Here is a 19540-nt window from a genome sequence, read left to right as displayed (position 1 = left end):
TCAGATGGCCGTCCTGGTCACGGTCTGGCCGGTGCGCTTGAGCGCCAGTGCAAGGGCGTCGGCCAGGTTGGCCTTGGTCACGATGCCCTGCAGGTCCAGGCCCAGGTGCACGATGGTCTGTGCGATCTGCGGCCGCACGCCGCTGATGATCGCATCGGCGCCCATCAATCGGATCGCGGTGACCGTCTTCAGCAGGTGCTGGGCGACGAGCGTGTCCACGGTCGGCACGCCGGTGATGTCGATGATGGCGATTTCCGAGCCGGTGTCGACGATCCGCTGCAGCAGTGATTCCATCACCACCTGGGTGCGCTGCGAATCCAGCGTGCCGATCATCGGCAGCGCCAGCACGCCTTCCCACAGCTTCACCACCGGCGTGGACAGCTCGAGCATTTCTTCCTGCTGGCGCTGGATCACTTCTTCGCGGGTCTTCTGGAACGCCTTCACGGTCTGCAGTCCGAGCACGTCCAGCAGTTCGGAGATGGCCCACAGCTGGTCACCCAGCTGCGCCGGCGCATCGGCGAATCCGCCCTGGACCAGCTCGAACAACGGGCGCTTCAGCGAAAAGATGACGCTGGCGGTTTCCGAGGAATTGAAACCGCGGCGTGCACGGTCGGCGGACAGATCTTCGAGGAAGCGACGGATGGCCTGTCCTTCCTGCCCGTGCAGGGTGCCGGCTTCGGCCACCGGGATGACCTGCAGGAACAGGCGCCAGAATTCGCGGTTCTGGGCCTGCAGCTCCTGGCTCGAAATGCGGTTGTCCTGGCCCTGGCCGGCAGCGGCAAGATTTTCCTGCCACTGCGTGAGGATCTGCGTCTCGTTGCTACGGATCAGATCAAGGGTGCGCTGCTGCAATGCCGACATCGGATTTTTCCTGCTGTGTGGGACCAGCAGTGCATGTCGTTGCATGCCCATCTGGCCGGGGATCCGGCCGGGCTTGGCACCGTCACAAGTGCTGCGTGCGCCTCCCTCGCCGGACAACCTCTGCATTACGCAATCAGCAATGTGTTCAACGCGTGAAGGACCGTCGTGGATGGCCTGACCGTGGCGCGTTCAGCGTGTTCTGCGGCAAGCGGACCGTAGGCTTAATGCTTCAGAATCAGCCTGCAGCCCGATCCTTCCGGCCCGCCGTCCCTGCATCGAAACCACGGGCAACCGGAAGCCGGCATGTGCGACCACATCGCCGGCGAGCGCCTGCAGCCGCGGCCGGTGTCCAGTGCCGGTACGCACTGGTTCATTCCGCCTCGGGCACCCGATCCAGCGCGCTGCGCAGCGCGGCCACCCGTTCCGCATCACTCTGCTGGTGGTCCAGCGCCAGTCCGGTCAACGCAGGGTTGCGGTTGTGCATTGCGCTGCGTCGCAGCGCTTTGGCCGATCCATGCAGCTCCGTGCAGCCGGTACGCAGGGCGATGTCGGCGATGTTGGCGGCGGTGATGCCTGCCCCGGCCACCACCCCGATCCGTCCGCGCGCGTGGCCGACCAGTCCGGCCAATGCCTGCGCGCCCTCCGCCGCCGACGCGTGGCCGCCCGAGCTCAGCACCCGCGTGCAGCCCAGCCCGATCACCGCCTCCAGCGCCCGGGGCAGGTCGCGCGCGGCGTCGATGGCGCGGTGGAAGGTGACCTTCAGATCGCCTGCCGCGCGCATCAGGCTGCGGCACAGGGCGACATCGACCTCGCCCTCGGCAGTCAACGCCCCCAGCACTACCCCGTCCATCCCCAGCGAGCGGCAATGCAGGATGTCTTCATGCATCACGTCCACTTCCCAGTCGCGATACAGGAAATCGCCGGCACGTGGACGGATCAACGCGAATACCGGCAGCCGCACCCGGTCGCGCGCCACCGCCAGGGTTGCATGAGATGCCGTGAGACCGCCGCAGGCCAGGTCGGCGAACAGCTCCACCCGGTCGGCCCCGCCGGCCTGCGCGGCCAGTGCCGAACCGACCCCATCAGCGGCGATCTCCAGCAGCCGGCGCATGCTCAGGCCTGCTCCGTGCGGTACACCGAGTCGGCATCGTGCAGCCCGTCCTGGCGTTGCGCATCGCACACCGCGTAGACGAACCCACGATGCAAGGCGTAGGCGCCGACCTCGCCGTCACGATTCATCGCCAGGAAGCACACCTGCAGTGTGCGGCTGGCTTCGGGGCGCTTGCGCACCACCCGTGCGATCGCCTCGCGGCAGGCCTCGGCCGGACTGCGGCCCTGGCGCATCAGCTCCACCACCAGGAACGAGGCCGCGTTGCGGATCATCTCCTCGCCGACCCCCGATGCAGTCGCCGCGCCCACCTCGTTGTCCACGTACAGGCCGGCGCCGATGATCGGGCTGTCACCCACCCGGCCCTGCATCTTCCACGCCATGCCGCTGGTGGTGCAGGCCCCGGCCAGCCGCCCCTGTGCGTCGCGGGCCAGGATGCCCAGGGTGTCATGGTTGCTGCTGTCGCCGGGAATCGCGCGGCGTTCGGCATTGATCTGCGGTGCGTACTCGGCGGTCTGCAGCCACGCCTTCCAGGCCTTTTCGGCGGCGGGCGTCAGCAGCTTTTCGCGCGGGAAGCCCTGCTCCACGGCGAACGCCTGCGCGCCCTGCCCGACCAGCATCACGTGCGGGGTCTGTTCCATCACCCGCCGCGCGACCGATACCGGATGCAGGATGTCGATCAGCGCGGCGACCGAGCCACAGCGACCGTCGCCGTCCATGATGCTGGCGTCCAGGCTCAGGTTGCCGTCGCGGTCGGGGTTGCCACAGCGCCCCACGGTCGGGTTGCAGAGTTCGCTCTCCGCCCAGCGTGCGCCCTGTTCCACCGCATCCAGCGCGCTGCCGCCCGCGGCCAGGGTCTTCCAGGCCGCCTGGTTGGCGCCCACGCCGAAATCCCACGTCGATACCACCTTCGGCCCCGCGCCACCGGCCGCGGCGCGCGCGGGCCGCGGCAGTCCCAGTGCACCGACCGCCAGCGCGCCGGCCTGCAGGAAGCTTCTACGATCGGTCATGCGCATCCCTCTGTTGATTATGCCGCCGGGCGCCGTGGCTTCGTTTTACCGGGCCAACGACGCGTTCCACGTTGCCGCCCCGAGCACGCCCAGTTCGCCATGGTCGACCCGCCATACCGGCACCTGCTGCAGCACGCTGGCCAGGACGCCTTTGTTGAGGAAGCGTGCCACGAACGGGCTGTCCGGCAGGAACGGGGCGATATGCGCCGATACACCGCCGGCCAGGTAGACCGCGCGCGCGCCGAAGGTGATCGCCAGGTCACCGACGAAGCTGCCCAGCCAGCCGCAGAACACGTCCACGGTTTCACGCGCCAGCGGATCATCGCCGCGATGCGCGGCAGCGAGCAGCGCTTCGGTGTCGTCCCAGTGCGCGCTCGCGCCACGCAGTTGGCACAGGCACCGGTAAAGATTGAGCATGCCGGTGCCGGACAACACGCGTTCGTTGTCGACGTGGTCCCAGCGCTGCAGCAGCAGGCGCAGTATCTCCAGTTCCAGCGCGGTTCCGGCGGCCAACGCGGAATGGCCCACTTCACTGGCCAGCACCGGCCGGGTGCCATCGGCGAAGCGCAGTGCTGCGCCCAGTCCGGTGCCCGGCCCCAGCACCAGCGCGGGCCACGCCGTGGCCGGGTCGCCGCTGCCATGCAGGGCGACCAGTGCATCGGCGCGGACGTGTGGGATCGCCAGCGCGACCGCTTCGAAATCGTTGATCAGCTGCAGCGAATGCAGTCCTGCCTGGTGGCGCGTGGATTCGACGGCCACCGGCCAGGGCAGGTTCGCGTTGACCAGCACATCGCCGCGCAACAGCCCGGCGATGGCCACCACCGCGCCGCAACCAGGCCCTGCGCGTTCGCCGGCGAAGTCGGCCAGGATGGAGGCCAGGCTCGGATGGTCGGCACAGCGGTAGCGCCGGAAGCCCTCGATGCGGGGAGCGCGCGCATCGCCGCACGACCAGGCCAGGCGGGCGAAGGTCCCGCCGACGTCGGCGACGATCTGTGCGGCACGGGACTCGGGCAAGGCCTGCGGCGAGGGGGATGGGCTCTCGATGGAGACCGGGGACGATGCCGCAACGTTCACTCGCACGCCTTTACGGAAAACAACGCAATGCGTGCAATTCTCAGCGATTGCCCGCGCTTTGCATAGCGCGGGCCCTGGCCGTTCAGGCTGCGCCCGCCACCGGCTCGCGGGAGCGCAGGCGCGCGGGACGGCTGGGGAACGCATGCCGCAGGATGCGCCAGACGACCTGGCCGAACTGGCTGGGAAGCGATCCGGTGTTGTAGTGCTGCCCGTAACGCCGGCAGATGTCCTTGACCTCCACCGCGATGCGCGAATAACGGTTGGCCGGCAGGTCCGGGTAGAAATGGTGTTCGATCTGGTGGCTGAGGTTGCCCGAAAGCACGTTGATCACCCAGCCGCCCCTGAGGTTGGACGAACCACGCAGCTGGCGCAGGTACCAGTGGCCGCGCGACTCGTTGCGCAGGCAGTCCTTGGGGAAGGTCTCCGCATCGGCGGTGAAATGACCGCAGAAGATGATCACGTAGGTCCAGATGTTGCGCATGCCGTTGGCCACCAGGTTGCCCAGCATGACCGGCAGGAAGAACGGACCGGCCAGCGCCGGGAACAGCAGGTAGTCCTTGCCCAGCTGGCGCGCCATCTTGGCGCCCACCGGGCGGGTTTCCTTCCAGAGCTGGCGGGCGGTCATGCGGCCCTTCAGCCAACGGCCGATGCGCAGGTCCTGGATCGCCACGCCCCACTGGAACAGCAGCGCGAAGACCGGTGCGATGATCGGCTGCAGCAGGTAGAACGGCCGCCAGCGCTGTTCGGGGAAGATGCGCAGCAGCCCGTAGCCGATGTCATCGTCCATGCCGCGCACGTTGGTATAGGTGTGGTGCTTGAAGTTGTGGGTCTTGCGCCAGTTGTCACTGGTGGCGACGATGTCCCACTCGTAGCTGTTGCCGTCCAGCTTCGGGTCGCCGGTCCAGTCATACTGGCCATGCATCACGTTGTGGCCCAGCTCCATGTTCTCCAGGATCTTGGACAGCGCCAGCAGCAGCGTACCGGCGATGCACGCCGGCCACAGCAGCGGGGACCAGAACAGCGGCGAGAACGCGCCCACGAACAGCAGCAGGCGGCCGAGCACGCCGGACCAGCGCACCGCTGCGGCAACACGGCGGATGTAACGGGTGTCCTTGGCGCCCAGCTCGGCGATCACCCGGTCACGGATGGCGTCAAGCTCTGCGCCGAAGGCGTTCAGCTCGGCAGGGGTCAGGGCACGATCAGGGCGGCTCATCAGCAAAGGCTTCCTTTAAAGATCCAGGACCAGGTCGGTGGTCGGCGCACTGACGCAGATGCGTACCGGCATGGCCGGTTCGTCCTGGTCCTGGCCGGTACGCAGGTGCCGCGTGGCGCCACTGGCGCGCACGCAGGTGCAGGTATTGCAGATGCCCATGCGGCACCCGTGCTTCGGCTTCAGGCCCTGCGCTTCAAGGCTTTCCAGCAGCGGCTTGCCGCGTGGCACGGTCAGCGTCCGGCCGCTGCGCGCCAGGGTCAGCTGGACTTCTCCCTGGTCGCCGGCAGGCGCCGGCGGCGGAGTGAAGGCTTCGGCCTGGAAGCCGGCAACGTGGTGCAGCAGCCGGCTGCGCGCGGCGGCCACGAAGCCGTCCGGCCCGCAGGCCAGCACGTGGCGCTGCGCCAGCGGCACGTCGCCGAGGCTGTCGAAGTCCACGCTGTCGATGCGCGCTGCCGGTGCATGTGGATCGCGCGTGGGCAGCAGGCGTACCTGCAGTTGCGGGTCGGCTGCGGCCAGCGCCATCAGTTCCCCGCGGAAGTTGAAGCCGGCGTTGCTGCGTTCCCAGTAGTAGAGGTCCACCGGCGCGCCGAGCGGTCGGGCGGCAAGCGCGCGCAGCAGGCTGCGCATCGGCGTGATGCCACTGCCGGCGGCCAACAGCAGCAACGGTGCGGCGGTCGGGACCGAGAACTCGCCAAAGGCCTGGCCGATCGGGAAGACACTCCCACGACGCGCCTGCGACACCAGGTATTGACTGACGCGGCCGCCCTCTACCGCTTTCACGGTAATGGCCAGCAGGTTGCGCCCCAAGCGGGTCGGGCTGTAGCTGCGCTGCAGCAGCCGACCATCGATTTCGACGCCGATGGACACGTGCTGGCCCGGCTGCATGCCCCGCCAGTGGCGGTTGGTGCGCAGTATCAGGGTGCAGGCGCCCTCGCCGGCCGGCTCGCGCCGCAGCAGGCGCGCCAATGGCTGGCGCAACGTCCACAGGCGGTTGACCTGCCCTGCCCAGTAATCAAAAAGCGCGGGCGACAGCCAGCGGTGCGGCGAAAGCAGCGACGGACGATCAACCATGGCGGGGCGGACGGCAGCGTTCATGGATCCAACTATACGTGCGCGCACACAGCTGTGTATACAGGTGTATATCGAACCGGATCAGGTATGATTCACGCTCGGTCCACCCGGTTGCCCCATGCCCCCCATCGTCACGCCTCCGCCTGAAGACACCACGCCGGTCCGCCGTACGGTGACCCGCGAGGATCTGATCATCGCGGCGCTGGCGCTGATCGGGCCGCATCGCAGCCTGTCCACGCTCAGCCTGCGTGAAGTCGCGCGCGAAGCCGGCATCGCGCCGAACAGCTTCTACCGCCAGTTCCGCGACATGGATGAACTGTCCATCGCGTTGATCGACCTGGCCGGGCGCTCGTTGCGCACGATCATCGGCCAGGCCCGCCGCCGGGCCACGGTGTCGGCCACCAGCGTGGTCTGGGTCTCGGTGGAGACCTTCATGGAACAGCTGCGCGCCGACGACAAGCTGCTGCACGTGCTGCTGCGCGAAGGCGCGGTCGGTTCGGACGACTTCAAGCATGCGGTGGAACGCGAGCTGCAGTACTTCGAAGACGAGCTGCAGGTCGACCTGGTCAGGCTGGCCGCCATGGACGGGGTGCGCCTGCATGCCCCGCAGCTGGCTGCCAAGGCGATCACCCGGCTGGTGTTCGCCATGGGGGCCAGCGCCATGGACCAGCCGCCGGAAAAGGATGCCGAGCTGATCGAAGAGATTTCCACAATGGTGCGCATGATCATCGTCGGCGCCCGCACCCCGGCCGCCTTCCGCCGCAAGCGCTGACCCGGGTAGTGACGGCCGGTAGGTGACGACCGGTGGGTGACGACCGTTGGTCGTCACGCTCCTCACTGCGAACGTGGCGACCAACGGTCGTCACCCACCGGTCGTCACTACCCCATCGCTGTTGCCGTTGACCTGCCGTTACCGCTCGCGGTGGCACCCTGTGGCGCTACCTCGAACACCAAGGAACCTGCATGCGCGCCGCCCTCCACGCCCGTTTTGGCGACCCCGCCGCTGTTCTGTCCGAAGGCGAGACGGACCTGCCCGAGCCCGGTCCCGGTGAAGTACGCATCCGCACCACGCTCGCGCCCATCCACAACCACGACCTGTGGACGGTGCGCGGCCAGTACGGCTACAAGCCGACCCTGCCTGCCGTCGGCGGCAGCGAAGGGCTGGGCACCATCGACGCGCTCGGTGAGGGCGTGGACGGTCTTGCGGTCGGCCAGCGCGTGGCCGCCGCATCGGTGCACGGCACCTGGGCCGAAGCGTTCATCGCCCCGGTGCGGATGGTCATCCCGATGCCCGACGCCATCGCCGACGAAACGGCCGCGCAGTTGATCGCCATGCCGCTGAGCGCGCTGATGCTGCTGGAATTCCTGCATGTGGAAACGGGCGACTGGATCGTGCAGAACACCGCGAACGGTGCGGTGGGCAAGACGCTGGCGGTGCTGGCCAGCGCACGCGGGGTCAACGTCGCCAACCTGGTCCGCCGCGACGACGGCGTTGCCGAACTGCAAGCACTGGGCATCGCCAACGTGTTCTCCACCGCCTCCGATGACTGGCAGCAGGCGGTGCGTACAGCGCTCGGCGGCCGGCTGGCGACCGCCGCAGTGGACTCGATCGGCGGCAGCGCCAGCGGCGATCTGATGGGGTTGCTTGGCGAAGGCGGCACGCTGGTGTCGTTCGGTTCGATGACCGGCGAACCGATGCAGATCCCTTCCGGTGACGTGATCTTCAAGCAGGCCACGGTGAAGGGCTTCTGGGGCAGCAAGGTCAGCCAGGCGATGGCCGTGGAGGACAAGCGCCGTCTGGTGGGCGAACTGTTGAAGCTTGCCGCTGCCGGTGGCCTGCAGCTGCCGGTGCAGGCGGTCTATCCGCTCGCCCGGATCGCCGACGCGGCCGCCGCCAGCCTGGCCGGTGGACGCACCGGCAAGGTGCTGCTGCGCCCCTGAGCGCGGCAACCCGCGAACGCTGGCGCCGAGCCGCGCTCGGCGGCTTCCAGTCCGCGACGCCGGAAGGATTCCGCCGAGCGTGGCTCGGCGCTACCGTCGGGACGTCATGCAGGCTCGGCGGTGGGCGCGGCGCGCTGGGTAAGGGTGGAGGTGTCGCGCAGGCGGAAGATCGCCACCGCCTGCTGCAGTTCGTGCGACTGCTCTTCCAGTGAACGCGCCGCGGCATTGGCTTCTTCCACCAGCGCGGCATTCTGCTGGGTCGCCTCGTCCATCTGCACCACGGTCTGGCTGACCTGCTCGATGCCCGCGCTCTGTTCCTGCGAGGCAGCGGAAATCTCGGCCATGATGTCGGTCACCCGATGCACCGAAGTGACGATGTCCTGCATGGTGCTGCCGGCCTGCCGCACCAGCTGCGCGCCCTGCTCCACCTGCCCGACCGAATCATCGATCAGGCCCTTGATCTCGCGCGCGGCAGTGGCCGAACGCTGTGCCAAGGCGCGTACTTCGGTGGCCACCACGGCGAAGCCGCGACCCTGCTCACCGGCACGCGCGGCTTCCACCGCGGCATTCAGCGCCAGGATATTGGTCTGGAACGCGATGCCATCGATCACCGTGATGATCTCGGCGATGCGCCGCGACGACCCTTCGATGCCGGTCATGGTCTGCACCACCTGTGCGACCACCTCCCCTCCTTGTGATGCCACCGCGGCGGTACCCTGCACCAGCTGGTTGGCCTGGCGTGCGTGGTCGGCATTCTGGCGCACGGTGGAGGTCAGTTCCTCCATCGACGCCGCGGTTTCTTCCAGGCTGGCCGCCTGTTGTTCGGTACGCTGCGACAGGTCCTCGTTGCCCGCGGCGATCTCGCCTGCCGCACTGTTGATCATCGCGCTGGCCTGCTGGATGCCACCGACGATGCGCGTCAGCTGCTCCACCGTGGTATCGGCATCGCGCCGCATCCGGGCGAACACGCCGTGGAAGTCCCCCTGCATGCGCGCGGTGAGGTCGCCCCGGGCGATCGCCTGCAGCAGCCGCGACAGCTCGGCCAGGTTGCCGTCGGTGGTGTGCATCAGGGTGTTCAGGCCCTGCACCATGCTGCGGAAATCGTGGCTGAAGCGCGCCGCATCACCGCGCTGGGTGAAATCACCGGCTGCCGCAGCGTGTGCCAACTGCAGGATCTGCGCGTTGATCGCCTGCAGGTTGGCCTTGGTGTCGCGCATCGCCGCGCTGATCGTCGCCTTCTCGCCGGGCAGCTCCTCCATGTCCGCACTCATGTCGCCCACCGCGTAGCACGCCATGACCTCCACCAGCCGCCGCTGCACGTCCACGTGCCCTGCCACAAGCGCGTTGGTGCCGGCCACCATGCGGCCATACTCGCCGGGGAAGGCGCGCTCATCCAGCCGATAGCTCATCTGCCCTTCGTCGTGCCGCCCGGCCATGTCGGCCTGGGCAGTGATCACCGCGCGCAGCTGGTCCTGCATGGCCCCCATCGAAGTCAACAGGCGGCCGACCTCGTCATTGCGCGATACCGCGATGCGGCTGTCCAGGCGCCCTTCGGCAACCGCGGCCGAAACCCGCTCGGCTTCACCCAGTGGCTTCAACACCAGGGCCCGCAGCAATACGAACAAGGCAGCGCTGAGCAGCAGCGCCGAGAACAGGCCCACGGCCACGATGACCCACAACAGGGTGCGCGCCTGGGCCATCACGTGTGCTTCCGGCACCGCGATCCCGAGCGCGAAAACCTCTGGCGCCGCACCCACCCGCAGGGGCACGAAGACCTGCAGCTGCGGTTCGCCGTTGACGCGGGTCTGCGTGCTGACCGTTCCCCCCTTCGCCACGGCCGCCAGCATCGCCCGGGTGGCGGCATCGCCGCGCACCTTGCCGACCTCGACCGCATCGCGGCTGGCCATCACCGATCCGGCCGGCGACAACAGGGTCGCGTGGCCCACTTCCATCGGCCGCATCGCCGCGATCCGCGCCTGCAGCGCGGCCAGGGTGAAGTCGACCGTGATCACGCCCAGGTAGCGCCCGTCCTCGAGGATCGGAGTCGCCACCGTGGTCATCAGGGTGTCCTTGCCGGCCACCGGGTAGTAATACGGTTCGACCACCGCCTGGGTGAGGGTCTGCTTCGGCTTGAGGTTCCAATCGCCATCGCCGGGCTTTTCATAGTCCCGCAGGGGTTCGCGCACCAGCGTGCCGTCCTGCCAGGCCCACCAGGTCATGAAGCGGCCACTGCCATCATGCCCCTCGCTGTCGACGAAGGCGGCGTCCTTGCCGTCGAAGGCATCGGCCTCCCACAGCGTCCCCATGCCCAGCCATTGTGGATGCGCCTGCAGCTGCGCGCGGATCACCGCATTGGCGGCCTCCCGGTCCAGGCTGCCCAGCGAACGCTGCACGTTGAAACTGTTGGCCAACGCTGTACCGGTGTCGGCAGCCACCGCGATCTCTGCTGCGATCCGTTGCGCTTCCTGCCCTGCCAGGTCCTGCAGCCGCGCCTGCGCGCTGTCCAGCAAGGCATCGCTGCTGCGCCAGTAACTGATCACGGCGGTGAAGCCGAAGCACGCCAGGGCCAACAGGCCGGTGCCGAGCATCAGGCGCCGGGCCACGCTGGGCAGGCGCCGGGAGCGGGAAGAGAGGGAAGCGGTACGCATCACGGAACTCGGAAGGGGGGCGGACAGCCTCTCTATCGACCCGCATGACGGTTTCTTGACCGTTGCCGGCGGCAAGGACGGCCGCTGGCCGTCACGCCTCTGGCTTTGCCGCTGCGCTCGCCGAGCATGGCTCGGCGCTACCCCACCACCCGGCAACCCGGTAGCGCCGAGCCATGCCCGGCGGCACAGGCAAATCAGCGGCTCAGGTGCAGGAACTGCACGTGGCGCTCGTACTGGCTGATGATGTCGTTGATGATCTGTTCGCGGCTGTAGTCCACCAGGTCATAGTCCTGGCTGCCCTCGTACAGATGCACCTCGGCCCGGTAGTAGCGGCTGTTGCGCGCCTGGTGCGAGGCGAACGACGGCACCCGGTAGCCGGTCAGGATCACCCGGTACAGGAAATCCTGCTGCTCGCCATGGTTGACCGACAGCTCCATGTCACCCGCTTCAAGCCGCGTGGAAACCTCCCAGCCATCTCCGCGCAGCTGTTCTGCCACCGCCTCCATCGCCGGCTTCACATCGGTATCCATGAAGCGGTACACCTGGTCGCGCACCGGGAAATTGACCGCTTGGCCCAGGCGCTGGCGCCAGCCCTGGTGGTGGCGGCTGGCCCCCACCAACGGCGAGGCACGGTACTGCAGCGCCCGCTTCCGGTGTGATTCATCGGAGAACGAGCGCATCAGCCCCCACGCCATCAGCAGCAGAACCGCCGAGAAAGGCAGCGAGGCCAGCACCACCGCGGACTTCAGCGCGTCCATGTTGCCGGCCAGCAGCAGGCCAGCGGTGACCACGGCGGTGACCGTGCCCCAGAACACCCGCAACCAGCGCGGGCCGTCGTCCTCGGGCGCCCCCCCGTGCGAAGACAGCGTGGACAGCACCACCGCCCCGGAATCGGCCGAGGTCACGAAGAACACGAAACTGACCAGCACGGTCACCGCGATCACCGCCCGGCTCCACGGATAACTTTCCAGCAACGCGTACAGCACCGTGGGGGGATCATCGATGGCCAGCTGCGCCAGCTGTGATTGGCCATGGTGGAGCACCTGGTCCAGCGCGCTGTTGCCGAAGATCGACAGCCACGCCAGGGTGAAACCGAGCGGAATCAGCAGTACCCCGAACACGAACTGGCGGATGGTCCGGCCGCGCGAGATGCGCGCGATGAACAGCCCCACGAACGGTGACCAGCCGATCCACCATGCCCAGTAGAACACCGTCCAGCTGCCCATCCAGCCGGGCTTTCCACCGTAGGCATACACATCGAAACTCTTGCCGACCACGCTGCCCAGGTAGTCACCGGCGTTCTGCATCAGCGTGCCCAGCAGGTACTGCGTCGGGCCGGCGAACAGCATGAACAGCACCAGCGCGATCGCCAGCAGCATGTTGATGTTGGACATCCAGCGCACGCCCTTTTCCACCCCGGTGACCGCGACCGCCACCGCCGCGCCCATCATCAGCACGATCAGCGCAACCTGCACGGCGTGGGTATGCGGCACGTTGAACAGGTGCGCCAGCCCCGCGTTGAGGTGCAGCACGCCGAAGCCCATGTCCGCACCGAGCCCGAACACCGTGGCGACGATGCCGAGTGCATCGACGGTGTAGCCGATCGGCCCGTTGATGCGGTTGCCGATCAGCGGATACAGCGCCGAACGCAGTGCCAGCGGCAGGTTGTGCCGGTAGGCGAAGTAGGCCATGGCCATCGCCGCCAGCGCGAACACGCCCCAGCCATGCAGGCCCCAGTGCAGGAACAGCAGCTGCATCGCCTGGCGTGCCCCGGCCTCTCCGGCAGCCGGATCGCCCTGCGGCGGCTGCATGAAGTGGGTCAGCGGTTCGGACACGCAGAAGAAGAACAGGGTGATGCTGATACCGGCGGCGAACAGCATCCCGGCCCAGGACAGATAGCTGAACTCCGGCTCGTCGTGGTCTGCGCCCAGCTTGATGCTGCCATACGGCGACAGCGCGGCCACCACCACGAACACCAGGTACAGCGTCATCGCCAGCAGGTAGTACCAGCCCACGTTGGACGAGGCCCAGTCCTGCGCCTGCATCAGCATCCGCCCGGCCCCGAGCGGGAACAGGCTGACGAAAATCGCGAACGCCACGACGATCACCGAGGCAACGGCGAAGACAGGTCGCAGGGTACGCACCGGGGGGATGCCAGGCTCCAGTGCTTCCATGGACGGCCTACTCCAGATCAGTGATACATCCGTCCAAGTGTGAACGACTTCACATGGAGAAGGCATGAAGAAGCCACCTGGGTGGCCGCAGATCCCGGTAGAGCCGACTTCAGTCGGCTGCGGGCCCCGGCCCACTGCATGCCAGAAGCGTCAGATCACGCCCGCGCAGGATGAACCAGCGCATGATCCAGCGCCGCCCGGATCGCCACTACCTGGGCCTGGTTGCACTGTGCCGGGGTGGCGCGCGGGCTGTCCGGGTAGACCTCGGTGGTGGTGGTGTAGCGCGCCCCGGTGATGCCCGCACACAGCCCCAGCGCCACCAGCGGGTAGTGGATGACCCCGTGCGAAACCACCTTGGAGCCGATGATCTCCCCGGCCTCGTCGGCGGGGGCGATATGGGTCACCTGCTCCACCGCCGCCACCACCGCCTGCTGGAACGCCGGCTGCGGATTTTCCGTGTCATCCACCAGGTAGAAACCGTCCGGGATCAGGCCCGGCTCGAACGGCTTGCCGTCGCGCGCAGCCACCGCCGGGCGGAACTCGCTTTCATCGCTGTCGGTGGTCTCATGCAGGTCGATGTGCAGCACGAACTGCGACTTCAGCGGGGCCACCAGCTCGATCAGCGCGGTGGACTCGCGCGCCGGACCGCCGTCGCGGAAGTTGCGGTTCGGGTCGATGGCATCGTAGTTCCAGCGGTTGATGCGCTCATAGCCCCACGGGTTCACGCACGGCACCACCAGCAGGTTGATGCGCCCGGCGTAGTCGGCGGCGTGCTGTTCGAGGAACTCCAGCGCGCCCATCACGCCGCTGGTTTCGTAGCCGTGCACGCCACCGGTCACCAGCGCCGCCGGCAGCGCCGGGTCCCAGTCCATGCTGCGCAGCGCCAGCAGCGGATAGGCCTCGCCGGCGTAGTCCAGGGCACCGTACTGCACGCCTTCGAACGTGCGGGACAAGGCATCGATGCGCGGCAGCACGTCCTGGTCGAACCGGCGCAGCCGCTGCTGCCGTGACCGCCACTGCGTGCGCTCGGCGTCGCCCCAGGGCTGGCCGGGGGTTCCCACGGGATAGAAGGCAACAGGGCTCATGGCGGTCTCGCGGCAGCGGAAATCAGCGCGCATTTTAGCACCGCAGCCGCCGGCGGCCGGCTTCAGCCGATGGCCTCGCCGGCGTCGGCCAGGCGTTCTTCGATCTGCGCATACCAGTCCTGGTCAACTGACCGGCGATGGTTCAAGGCGGTGCTGTCAGGTCGTCGCCGGACGGGACTGCCGCTGCTGGCGCGCGGCAGTCCACGACAGCATCGCGCCATGCATCGCGCAGGCGCCGGCGTTGCTGCGGCGACGCATACAGATACGCATTGAGCGTGTCCAGGAAGGCAGCCTGCTCTCTCGGGTCAAGCTCGGCGAACGCGGAGAGCATCAACGCGATACGGGCGGGTGGAAGGGGCAGCACATCGGCACCGGTTGAACCGCGACATTGCATGCCACCTTAGAGGCATGGCCAGGCGCCGCGTATCAGACCCGGCCCAAACCTACTCCGTGTCGGCCGCGTTCGCCCGCGCCTGCTGCGAGGCGTTTACCAGGCCGTGGGCAATGGCGTACTGGAACACATCGGCATCCGACGCCAGGCCGAGCTTGCGCATCGCCGCCACCTTCTGCGTGCTGATGGTCTTGCGCGATCGTCCAATGCGGGTCGCGATCTCGATCACCGAAAGCCCTTCGGCATACATGCGCAGCACTTCCTTCTCGCGCTTTGACAAGTGCTGGTGATCGTCGCCGGCCGTGGCATCCGGCACCAGCCTGGCCCGCACCTGCGGTGACAGGTAGGCGCCCTGCGCCCATGCCATCCGCAACGCCGGCAGCACTTCCTGGATCGGATCGCTCTTGCTGACGATGCACTCCACGCCCGCTGCCAGGATATTGTTCAGCACCAGCGGGCTTTCCATGCCGGTCAGCACCACCAGCCGGGTCTGCGGGAATCGCCGCTGCAGGAACCGCAGCATGGCGATGCCGTCGCCGTACTGGCCATGCGGCATCGAGAAATCGGTGACCACCACATCCACACCTTGCCCGCTGACCAGCGCCACCAGCGCGGTCGAATCCTTGACCATGCCCACCACGTCAAGGTCGGCTTCGGACCGGAGCAGATGGGCAATCCCGGCCAGCAGGACCGGGTGATCATCGGCGATGGCTATGCGAATTGACACGTCGTCAGCCCATGTGAAGCGGGTATTCCGGGAACTATATGCCACCTTCAATCGAAGCTGTCATATAGTTGCGCCGCGCCCCCGTTCTGCAGGGGCCGACAACGAAAGCCGGAGTCCAGAATGGCCGATAATTCCATCCACGTCGTCGTGGCAGACGATCATCCGCTGATCCGGGTGGCCATCGAGTCGGCACTTGATTCGGTCCCGGCCCTGGTCCATGTAGGGTCAGCCGCCGATTCAACCGAGCTGATCGCGCTGCTTGACGGGCATCCCTGCGACGTCCTGGTTACCGATTTCGCCATGCCCGGCGGCGCGCATGGCGACGGCCTGCCGCTGCTGCACATGCTGCGTGAGCGCTATCCGGAACTGCAGATCGTGGTGTTCACCGGCCTGGACCAGGCCGCCATCGTGCAGGCACTGTTCGAAGCGGGGATCAGCCATATCCTGAGCAAGGCAGATGACGTAAGCCACATTGCCGCCGCGGTGATGGCCGCGCATGTCGGGCGCCGGTATCTGTCACCGGGTATCGCGCCGCTGCTGCCCCTGCGCGGTACCCAGCGCCCCACCCTTGCCCTGTCTCCGCGCGAGCGCGAAGTACTCACCCTGTTCGTTGCCGGCTGGACCATCAACGCGATCGCCGAGAAGCTGGACCGTCGCAAGCAGACCGTCAGTACGCAGAAAGTAAACGGGATGGCCAAGCTGGGCATTGAACGCGACGCGGACCTGTTCAAATACGCCGTGGAGCTGGGCCTGTCGACAACCCCCACCTGACCGGGCACGCGAAGCCTCAGGCAGTGCCGATCAGCGCCGCCTGCTGGTCCACCAGCGCCTGCAGCGCTTCGATTGCCGTATCCAACGTTGCGGCGTCGACCGTTCCGCCATCGCGCAGCTGCGCTTCCAACGCGCTGAATCGCTCCCCCAACCCGCGCTGCCCCAGCATCATCAATACGCCCTTGAGCGCATGCACCCGGTCCAGCAGGGCCGGTCCATCCTGGTCGGCGCGCGCACGTGCGATGCGTTCGAGGTCGTCCACCGCACTGGTGACGAACGTGCGGCGCAGGTGCTCCGGCAATGCCATCGCCGCGTCCGGCGCATGGTTGTCGGCGGGCGCGGGTGGCACGGCATCCACGCCCGCAGCGTCGGGCATCGCACCGAGATGGCGTTGCAGCACGCGTGCCAGCGTGTCCAGGTTGAGCGGCTTGAGCAGCAGGTCGGTGATCCCGGCCTGGCGGCAGCGTTCGCGTTCGCTGGCAAGTGCCGTGGCAGTGATGGCCAGGATCGGCATGGATGCATTGCGTTCGCGCAGGGCGCGCGCCAGCGCGTACCCATCCATCACCGGCATGTTGATGTCGGTCAGCACGGCCCGGTGCTCGTGATGCCGCCATGCCAGCAGGCCATCCCTTCCGTCCTCTGCGGTATCCACGGAGAATCCCAGCGCTTCCAACTGCTGCTGGATCAACTCGCGGTTGATCGGATTGTCCTCGACCAGCAACAGCCGCCCGCGAGCGCTGGCAAGTGATGCCGACGGCGCGGGCGCCACCGTCGGAAGGTCGCCGTGCAACGCGCCAAGCGCGCGCAGCAGCGCCTGGCCTGCATAACAGCTGACGTGCACCCCATCGGGCATCTGCTGCGGCGAAAGCGGGCCATTGGCATAAGCACGCACCACGTGGCGGTGCCGTGCGACCAGCGCGGCTTCCTCATCGGCGCTCCACGCGCGCCGCTCGCCGAACAGCAGCAAGGTGGCGTCTGCGTCGGCGGCGGGCTCCAGCGGCGGCTGCTCCAGCACCGTCACGTCCGCTCCCGCTCGCTGCAGCAGCCCGCCGATCTCCACCCGCCATTCCGCCGCGGCCGACAACAGCGTGATGCGCTGGCCGGCCAACGGATGCGCGGGGCAGCCGGGCGCCTGGCCACGCTGCACCGGCACATCCAGGGTGAACACGCTGCCCACGCCGAGGGTGCTTTCCGCGCCGATGCTGCCGCCCAGCAGCCGCGCCAGCTGCTGGCACAGTGCCAATCCGAGCCCGCTGCCGCCGTAGCGGCGTGAAATGCTGGCATCGGCCTGCTGGAAGGGCTGGAACAACTGGGCCAGCTGGTCTTCTGCCAGGCCGATGCCCGAATCCACCACCTGCAGCCGCAGCAAGGGATCCGCCGCCGTCGGGCGCTCCACCAGCGCGGCCCTGACCACGATCCTGCCGGACTCGGTGAACTTCACCGCGTTGCCCAGCAGGTTGTTGAGTACCTGGCGGATGCGATGCACATCGGCGAGGAACACGCTGTCCAGCGCCGGATCCAGCGCGTAGTACAGCTTCACCCCCTTGCGCTGGGCCTGTGCCGAGAACAGCAGCGCCGCCTGTTCGATCAACGGCCGCGGCTCGAACGCCACCGGGTCGATGTCCAGCTGCCCGGCTTCGATCTTGGAAAAGTCCAGCACGTCGCTGATGATGCCGAGCAGTGCGTCGGCCGAAAGCCGGATGCGTTCCACGCGCTCCTGCTGCGCCGGTTGCATCGGGGAGCGCGCCAGCAGTTCCAGGTGGCCCAGCACGCCGTTGAGCGGCGTGCGTATTTCATGGCTCATCGTGGCGACGAACGCGGATTTGGCCTGCGATGCCGACTCGGCTGCCGCGCGCGCGCGTTCGGCATCACTGCGCGCATCGCGCAGCGTCCGTTCCAGCTCGGCCTGCGCGGTGACGTCGCGCAGGGCACAGACCCAGACAGGCCGGTCGCGGAAAGACGCCGGTGCCATCGCCACCTGCAGTTTCAGCGCATGCCGGCCAGCGCCCTCGGCATTCCACTGGAACTCCTGCGCGGCACCGGCCCCGGGATCGGCATCGGCTGCCGCGCGCGCATGCGTGGCCAACAGCGCGTAGAGCGCAGCGCCGTCGGCGGCGACCAGCGCGGCCATCTGCCGGGCCGGCTCGTTTTCCACCAGCGGCTCACCGCTGGAGGGATCGATCAGCACCAGCCCCACCGGCGAGGTGTCGATGATCACCCTGCTCAGCGCCTCGCTTTCGTACACGCGTGACGCATCGGCCAGGGCGGGGGTGAACACGCGCCGGTGCAGCCGCAGCAACAGCAGCCACAACGCCAGCAGGATCACCGCCGACGCCAGCGCCTGGGCCAGCAGCCGCCCGCCCTTGTCGCGCCACAGGTCGCCCCAGCCATACAGGTGCAGGACCGACCAGTCCACGCCATGGACCGGCCCGTGCACGATGAACTGACCGCGCACGTGCAGGCGTCCGTCGGCGCCAGTGGCCGCCCCGGCGATCCGCCCCGCCAGCGCGGGACTGATATCGCGTGGCATGCCGGCACTGCGCAGCACCGTACGTCCGTCATGGGTGACCACCGCATACGCGCCCGAAACGCGCTCGTCCAACCGCGCCTTGATGGTCTCGACCGGCTCGAAGACGATCCGCCGGAACGCAGGCTCACGTCCCTGCAGCAGGGTCTGCACGCCGACCAGCGAGGGCTGCCCGGTTATCGGGTTGCTGTCGAAGCGCGAGATCAACCGCCCGCTGGCCGCCGCGCTTTCCACCGGCCCCGCCAGCGGCCGCATCTCGCGGGCGCTTTCTTCATTCACCAACAACCGGGCAAACGCTTCTTCGCGGCTGCCGACCCGCAGCGCGCGCAGCAGCTGGGCTTCGTCGGCCACCCCGGCGACCGCCAGCAGGCGCCCCTGCGGCTCGTAGAGATACATCGTGACCGGGCCCGATGCACGCAGCGCCGTGACCGTGGACGCGGTATAGGCCGAGTACTCGACCATGATGCCCAGGTAGGCATCCAGCTGTGGTCGCGGCAACGGATTGTCCTTGGCGCCCAGCACCAGCCAAGGCACGGCGGTGCGTCCCTCGGCGCGCACCAGCAGTTGGCTGCCGCCAGCAAGGAAGCGCTCCACCAGCGGCCGCCCCTGCGCCTGCAGGTGGGCCTGCTGTCCGTTCCACATGGCCTCGCTGCCGTTGATGTTGGCAGCGTAGGCACGATCGCGCTGCAGCAGGAAATAATCCACCGATGCACGGGCTTCCGCGAACCGCTGCCGCTGCGCGGAGTGGAATGCATCGACATCGGACAGGACCGCCACCAGCAGGGTCGCCAGGATCAACAGGCTGACCAGGCCACCACCGCCGAACAACAGCCTGCGCTGGTGGCGGCGCAGCGACGACAACAGGGAGCGTCCCTGCACGGTCGGTGCAACACTGGTTGGCAACGTATCCAAGCCGGTTCCCTTTGCGCGCCTGCGCGG

15 protein-coding genes are annotated in these 19540 nt (G+C 68.0%); 3 read left to right on the top strand and 12 right to left on the bottom strand.

Annotated features, from left to right (window positions below; translation table 11 throughout):
* The 6 genes from ABE522_RS03915 to ABE522_RS03890 all read right to left on the bottom strand — a co-directional run bounded on the left by ABE522_RS03915 (position 1) and on the right by ABE522_RS03890 (position 6361).
* Positions 1-861: an STAS domain-containing protein gene (locus ABE522_RS03915; protein WP_346590581.1), complete on the bottom strand. Its 861-nt coding sequence runs from the start codon at positions 859-861 to the stop codon at positions 1-3.
* Positions 862-1231: 370 nt separating this feature from the next.
* A complete protein-coding gene (locus ABE522_RS03910) occupies positions 1232-1978 on the bottom strand; it encodes a copper homeostasis protein CutC (RefSeq protein WP_346590671.1) in 747 nt (248 codons plus the stop codon).
* On the bottom strand, positions 1975-2979 hold the full coding sequence (locus ABE522_RS03905; protein WP_346590580.1) for a glycosylasparaginase: 1005 nt from the start codon (positions 2977-2979) through the stop codon (positions 1975-1977). Before ABE522_RS03905 ends, ABE522_RS03910 begins: the two co-directional genes overlap by 4 nt.
* A gap of 45 nt (positions 2980-3024) precedes the next feature.
* Positions 3025-4053: a glucokinase gene (locus ABE522_RS03900; RefSeq protein WP_406846298.1), complete on the bottom strand. Its 1029-nt coding sequence runs from the start codon at positions 4051-4053 to the stop codon at positions 3025-3027.
* 82 nt (positions 4054-4135) lie between these two features.
* On the bottom strand, positions 4136-5266 hold the full coding sequence (locus ABE522_RS03895) for a fatty acid desaturase family protein (protein ID WP_346590578.1): 1131 nt from the start codon (positions 5264-5266) through the stop codon (positions 4136-4138).
* A gap of 15 nt (positions 5267-5281) precedes the next feature.
* Complete coding sequence (locus ABE522_RS03890; protein ID WP_346590577.1) at positions 5282-6361, bottom strand: flavin reductase family protein; 1080 nt, start codon at positions 6359-6361, stop codon at positions 5282-5284.
* A 94-nt stretch (positions 6362-6455) separates the two neighbouring features.
* Between ABE522_RS03890 and fabR the strand changes: the two genes are divergently transcribed.
* Together fabR and ABE522_RS03880 are read left to right on the top strand one after the other, a co-directional pair.
* Positions 6456-7109 (top strand): HTH-type transcriptional repressor FabR, encoded by a 654-nt coding sequence (gene fabR / locus ABE522_RS03885; RefSeq protein ID WP_346590576.1) that lies wholly within the window; start codon positions 6456-6458, stop codon positions 7107-7109.
* Between the two features lie 191 nt (positions 7110-7300).
* Complete coding sequence (locus tag ABE522_RS03880) at positions 7301-8278, top strand: zinc-binding dehydrogenase (protein WP_346590575.1); 978 nt, start codon at positions 7301-7303, stop codon at positions 8276-8278.
* 104 nt (positions 8279-8382) lie between these two features.
* Here ABE522_RS03880 and ABE522_RS03875 read toward each other — a convergent pair whose 3' ends face one another.
* The 5 genes from ABE522_RS03875 to ABE522_RS03855 all read right to left on the bottom strand — a co-directional run bounded on the left by ABE522_RS03875 (position 8383) and on the right by ABE522_RS03855 (position 15303).
* Positions 8383-10926 (bottom strand): methyl-accepting chemotaxis protein, encoded by a 2544-nt coding sequence (locus ABE522_RS03875; protein WP_346590574.1) that lies wholly within the window; start codon positions 10924-10926, stop codon positions 8383-8385.
* Between the two features lie 194 nt (positions 10927-11120).
* Positions 11121-13100, bottom strand: coding sequence for a choline BCCT transporter BetT (betT, locus tag ABE522_RS03870; RefSeq protein ID WP_346590573.1), 1980 nt, complete (start codon positions 13098-13100; stop codon positions 11121-11123).
* A 155-nt stretch (positions 13101-13255) separates the two neighbouring features.
* Positions 13256-14185, bottom strand: a complete 930-nt coding sequence (locus ABE522_RS03865) for a M14 family metallopeptidase (protein ID WP_346590572.1) — start codon at positions 14183-14185, stop codon at positions 13256-13258.
* A 142-nt stretch (positions 14186-14327) separates the two neighbouring features.
* On the bottom strand, positions 14328-14516 hold the full coding sequence (locus tag ABE522_RS03860) for a hypothetical protein (protein ID WP_346590571.1): 189 nt from the start codon (positions 14514-14516) through the stop codon (positions 14328-14330).
* 112 nt (positions 14517-14628) lie between these two features.
* Positions 14629-15303 (bottom strand): response regulator transcription factor, encoded by a 675-nt coding sequence (locus ABE522_RS03855; RefSeq protein WP_346590570.1) that lies wholly within the window; start codon positions 15301-15303, stop codon positions 14629-14631.
* Between the two features lie 120 nt (positions 15304-15423).
* On the opposite strand from ABE522_RS03855, the gene ABE522_RS03850 reads away from it, so the two are divergent.
* Positions 15424-16074 carry a response regulator transcription factor gene (locus ABE522_RS03850; RefSeq protein WP_346590569.1) on the top strand — a complete coding sequence of 217 codons (651 nt, stop codon included), beginning with the start codon at positions 15424-15426 and terminating at the stop codon, positions 16072-16074.
* Between the two features lie 16 nt (positions 16075-16090).
* Here the strand turns inward: ABE522_RS03850 and ABE522_RS03845 are convergent, their stop codons facing one another.
* Positions 16091-19513: a hybrid sensor histidine kinase/response regulator gene (locus ABE522_RS03845; RefSeq protein WP_346590568.1), complete on the bottom strand. Its 3423-nt coding sequence runs from the start codon at positions 19511-19513 to the stop codon at positions 16091-16093.
* Positions 19514-19540 lie beyond the last annotated feature (27 nt).

Source organism: Stenotrophomonas lacuserhaii, assembly GCF_039674585.1.
Taxonomy (GTDB): domain Bacteria; phylum Pseudomonadota; class Gammaproteobacteria; order Xanthomonadales; family Xanthomonadaceae; genus Stenotrophomonas; species Stenotrophomonas pennii_A.
This window is presented reverse-complemented; position numbering and strand designations above follow the sequence as displayed.

Excerpts from the sequence above, each read along its gene's own strand:
- ABE522_RS03905 (WP_346590580.1), bottom strand. The coding sequence starts at position 2,979 with ATGACCGATCGTAGAAGCTTCCTGCAGGCCGGCGCGCTGGCGGTCGGT.
- ABE522_RS03880 (WP_346590575.1), top strand. The coding sequence starts at position 7,301 with ATGCGCGCCGCCCTCCACGCCCGTTTTGGCGACCCCGCCGCTGTTCTG.
- fabR (WP_346590576.1), top strand. The coding sequence starts at position 6,456 with ATGCCCCCCATCGTCACGCCTCCGCCTGAAGACACCACGCCGGTCCGC.
- ABE522_RS03915 (WP_346590581.1), bottom strand. The coding sequence starts at position 861 with ATGTCGGCATTGCAGCAGCGCACCCTTGATCTGATCCGTAGCAACGAG.
- ABE522_RS03875 (WP_346590574.1), bottom strand. The coding sequence starts at position 10,926 with ATGCGTACCGCTTCCCTCTCTTCCCGCTCCCGGCGCCTGCCCAGCGTG.
- ABE522_RS03860 (WP_346590571.1), bottom strand. The coding sequence starts at position 14,516 with ATGCTCTCCGCGTTCGCCGAGCTTGACCCGAGAGAGCAGGCTGCCTTC.
- ABE522_RS03850 (WP_346590569.1), top strand. The coding sequence starts at position 15,424 with ATGGCCGATAATTCCATCCACGTCGTCGTGGCAGACGATCATCCGCTG.
- ABE522_RS03890 (WP_346590577.1), bottom strand. The coding sequence starts at position 6,361 with ATGAACGCTGCCGTCCGCCCCGCCATGGTTGATCGTCCGTCGCTGCTT.
- ABE522_RS03895 (WP_346590578.1), bottom strand. The coding sequence starts at position 5,266 with ATGAGCCGCCCTGATCGTGCCCTGACCCCTGCCGAGCTGAACGCCTTC.
- betT (WP_346590573.1), bottom strand. The coding sequence starts at position 13,100 with ATGGAAGCACTGGAGCCTGGCATCCCCCCGGTGCGTACCCTGCGACCT.
- ABE522_RS03865 (WP_346590572.1), bottom strand. The coding sequence starts at position 14,185 with ATGAGCCCTGTTGCCTTCTATCCCGTGGGAACCCCCGGCCAGCCCTGG.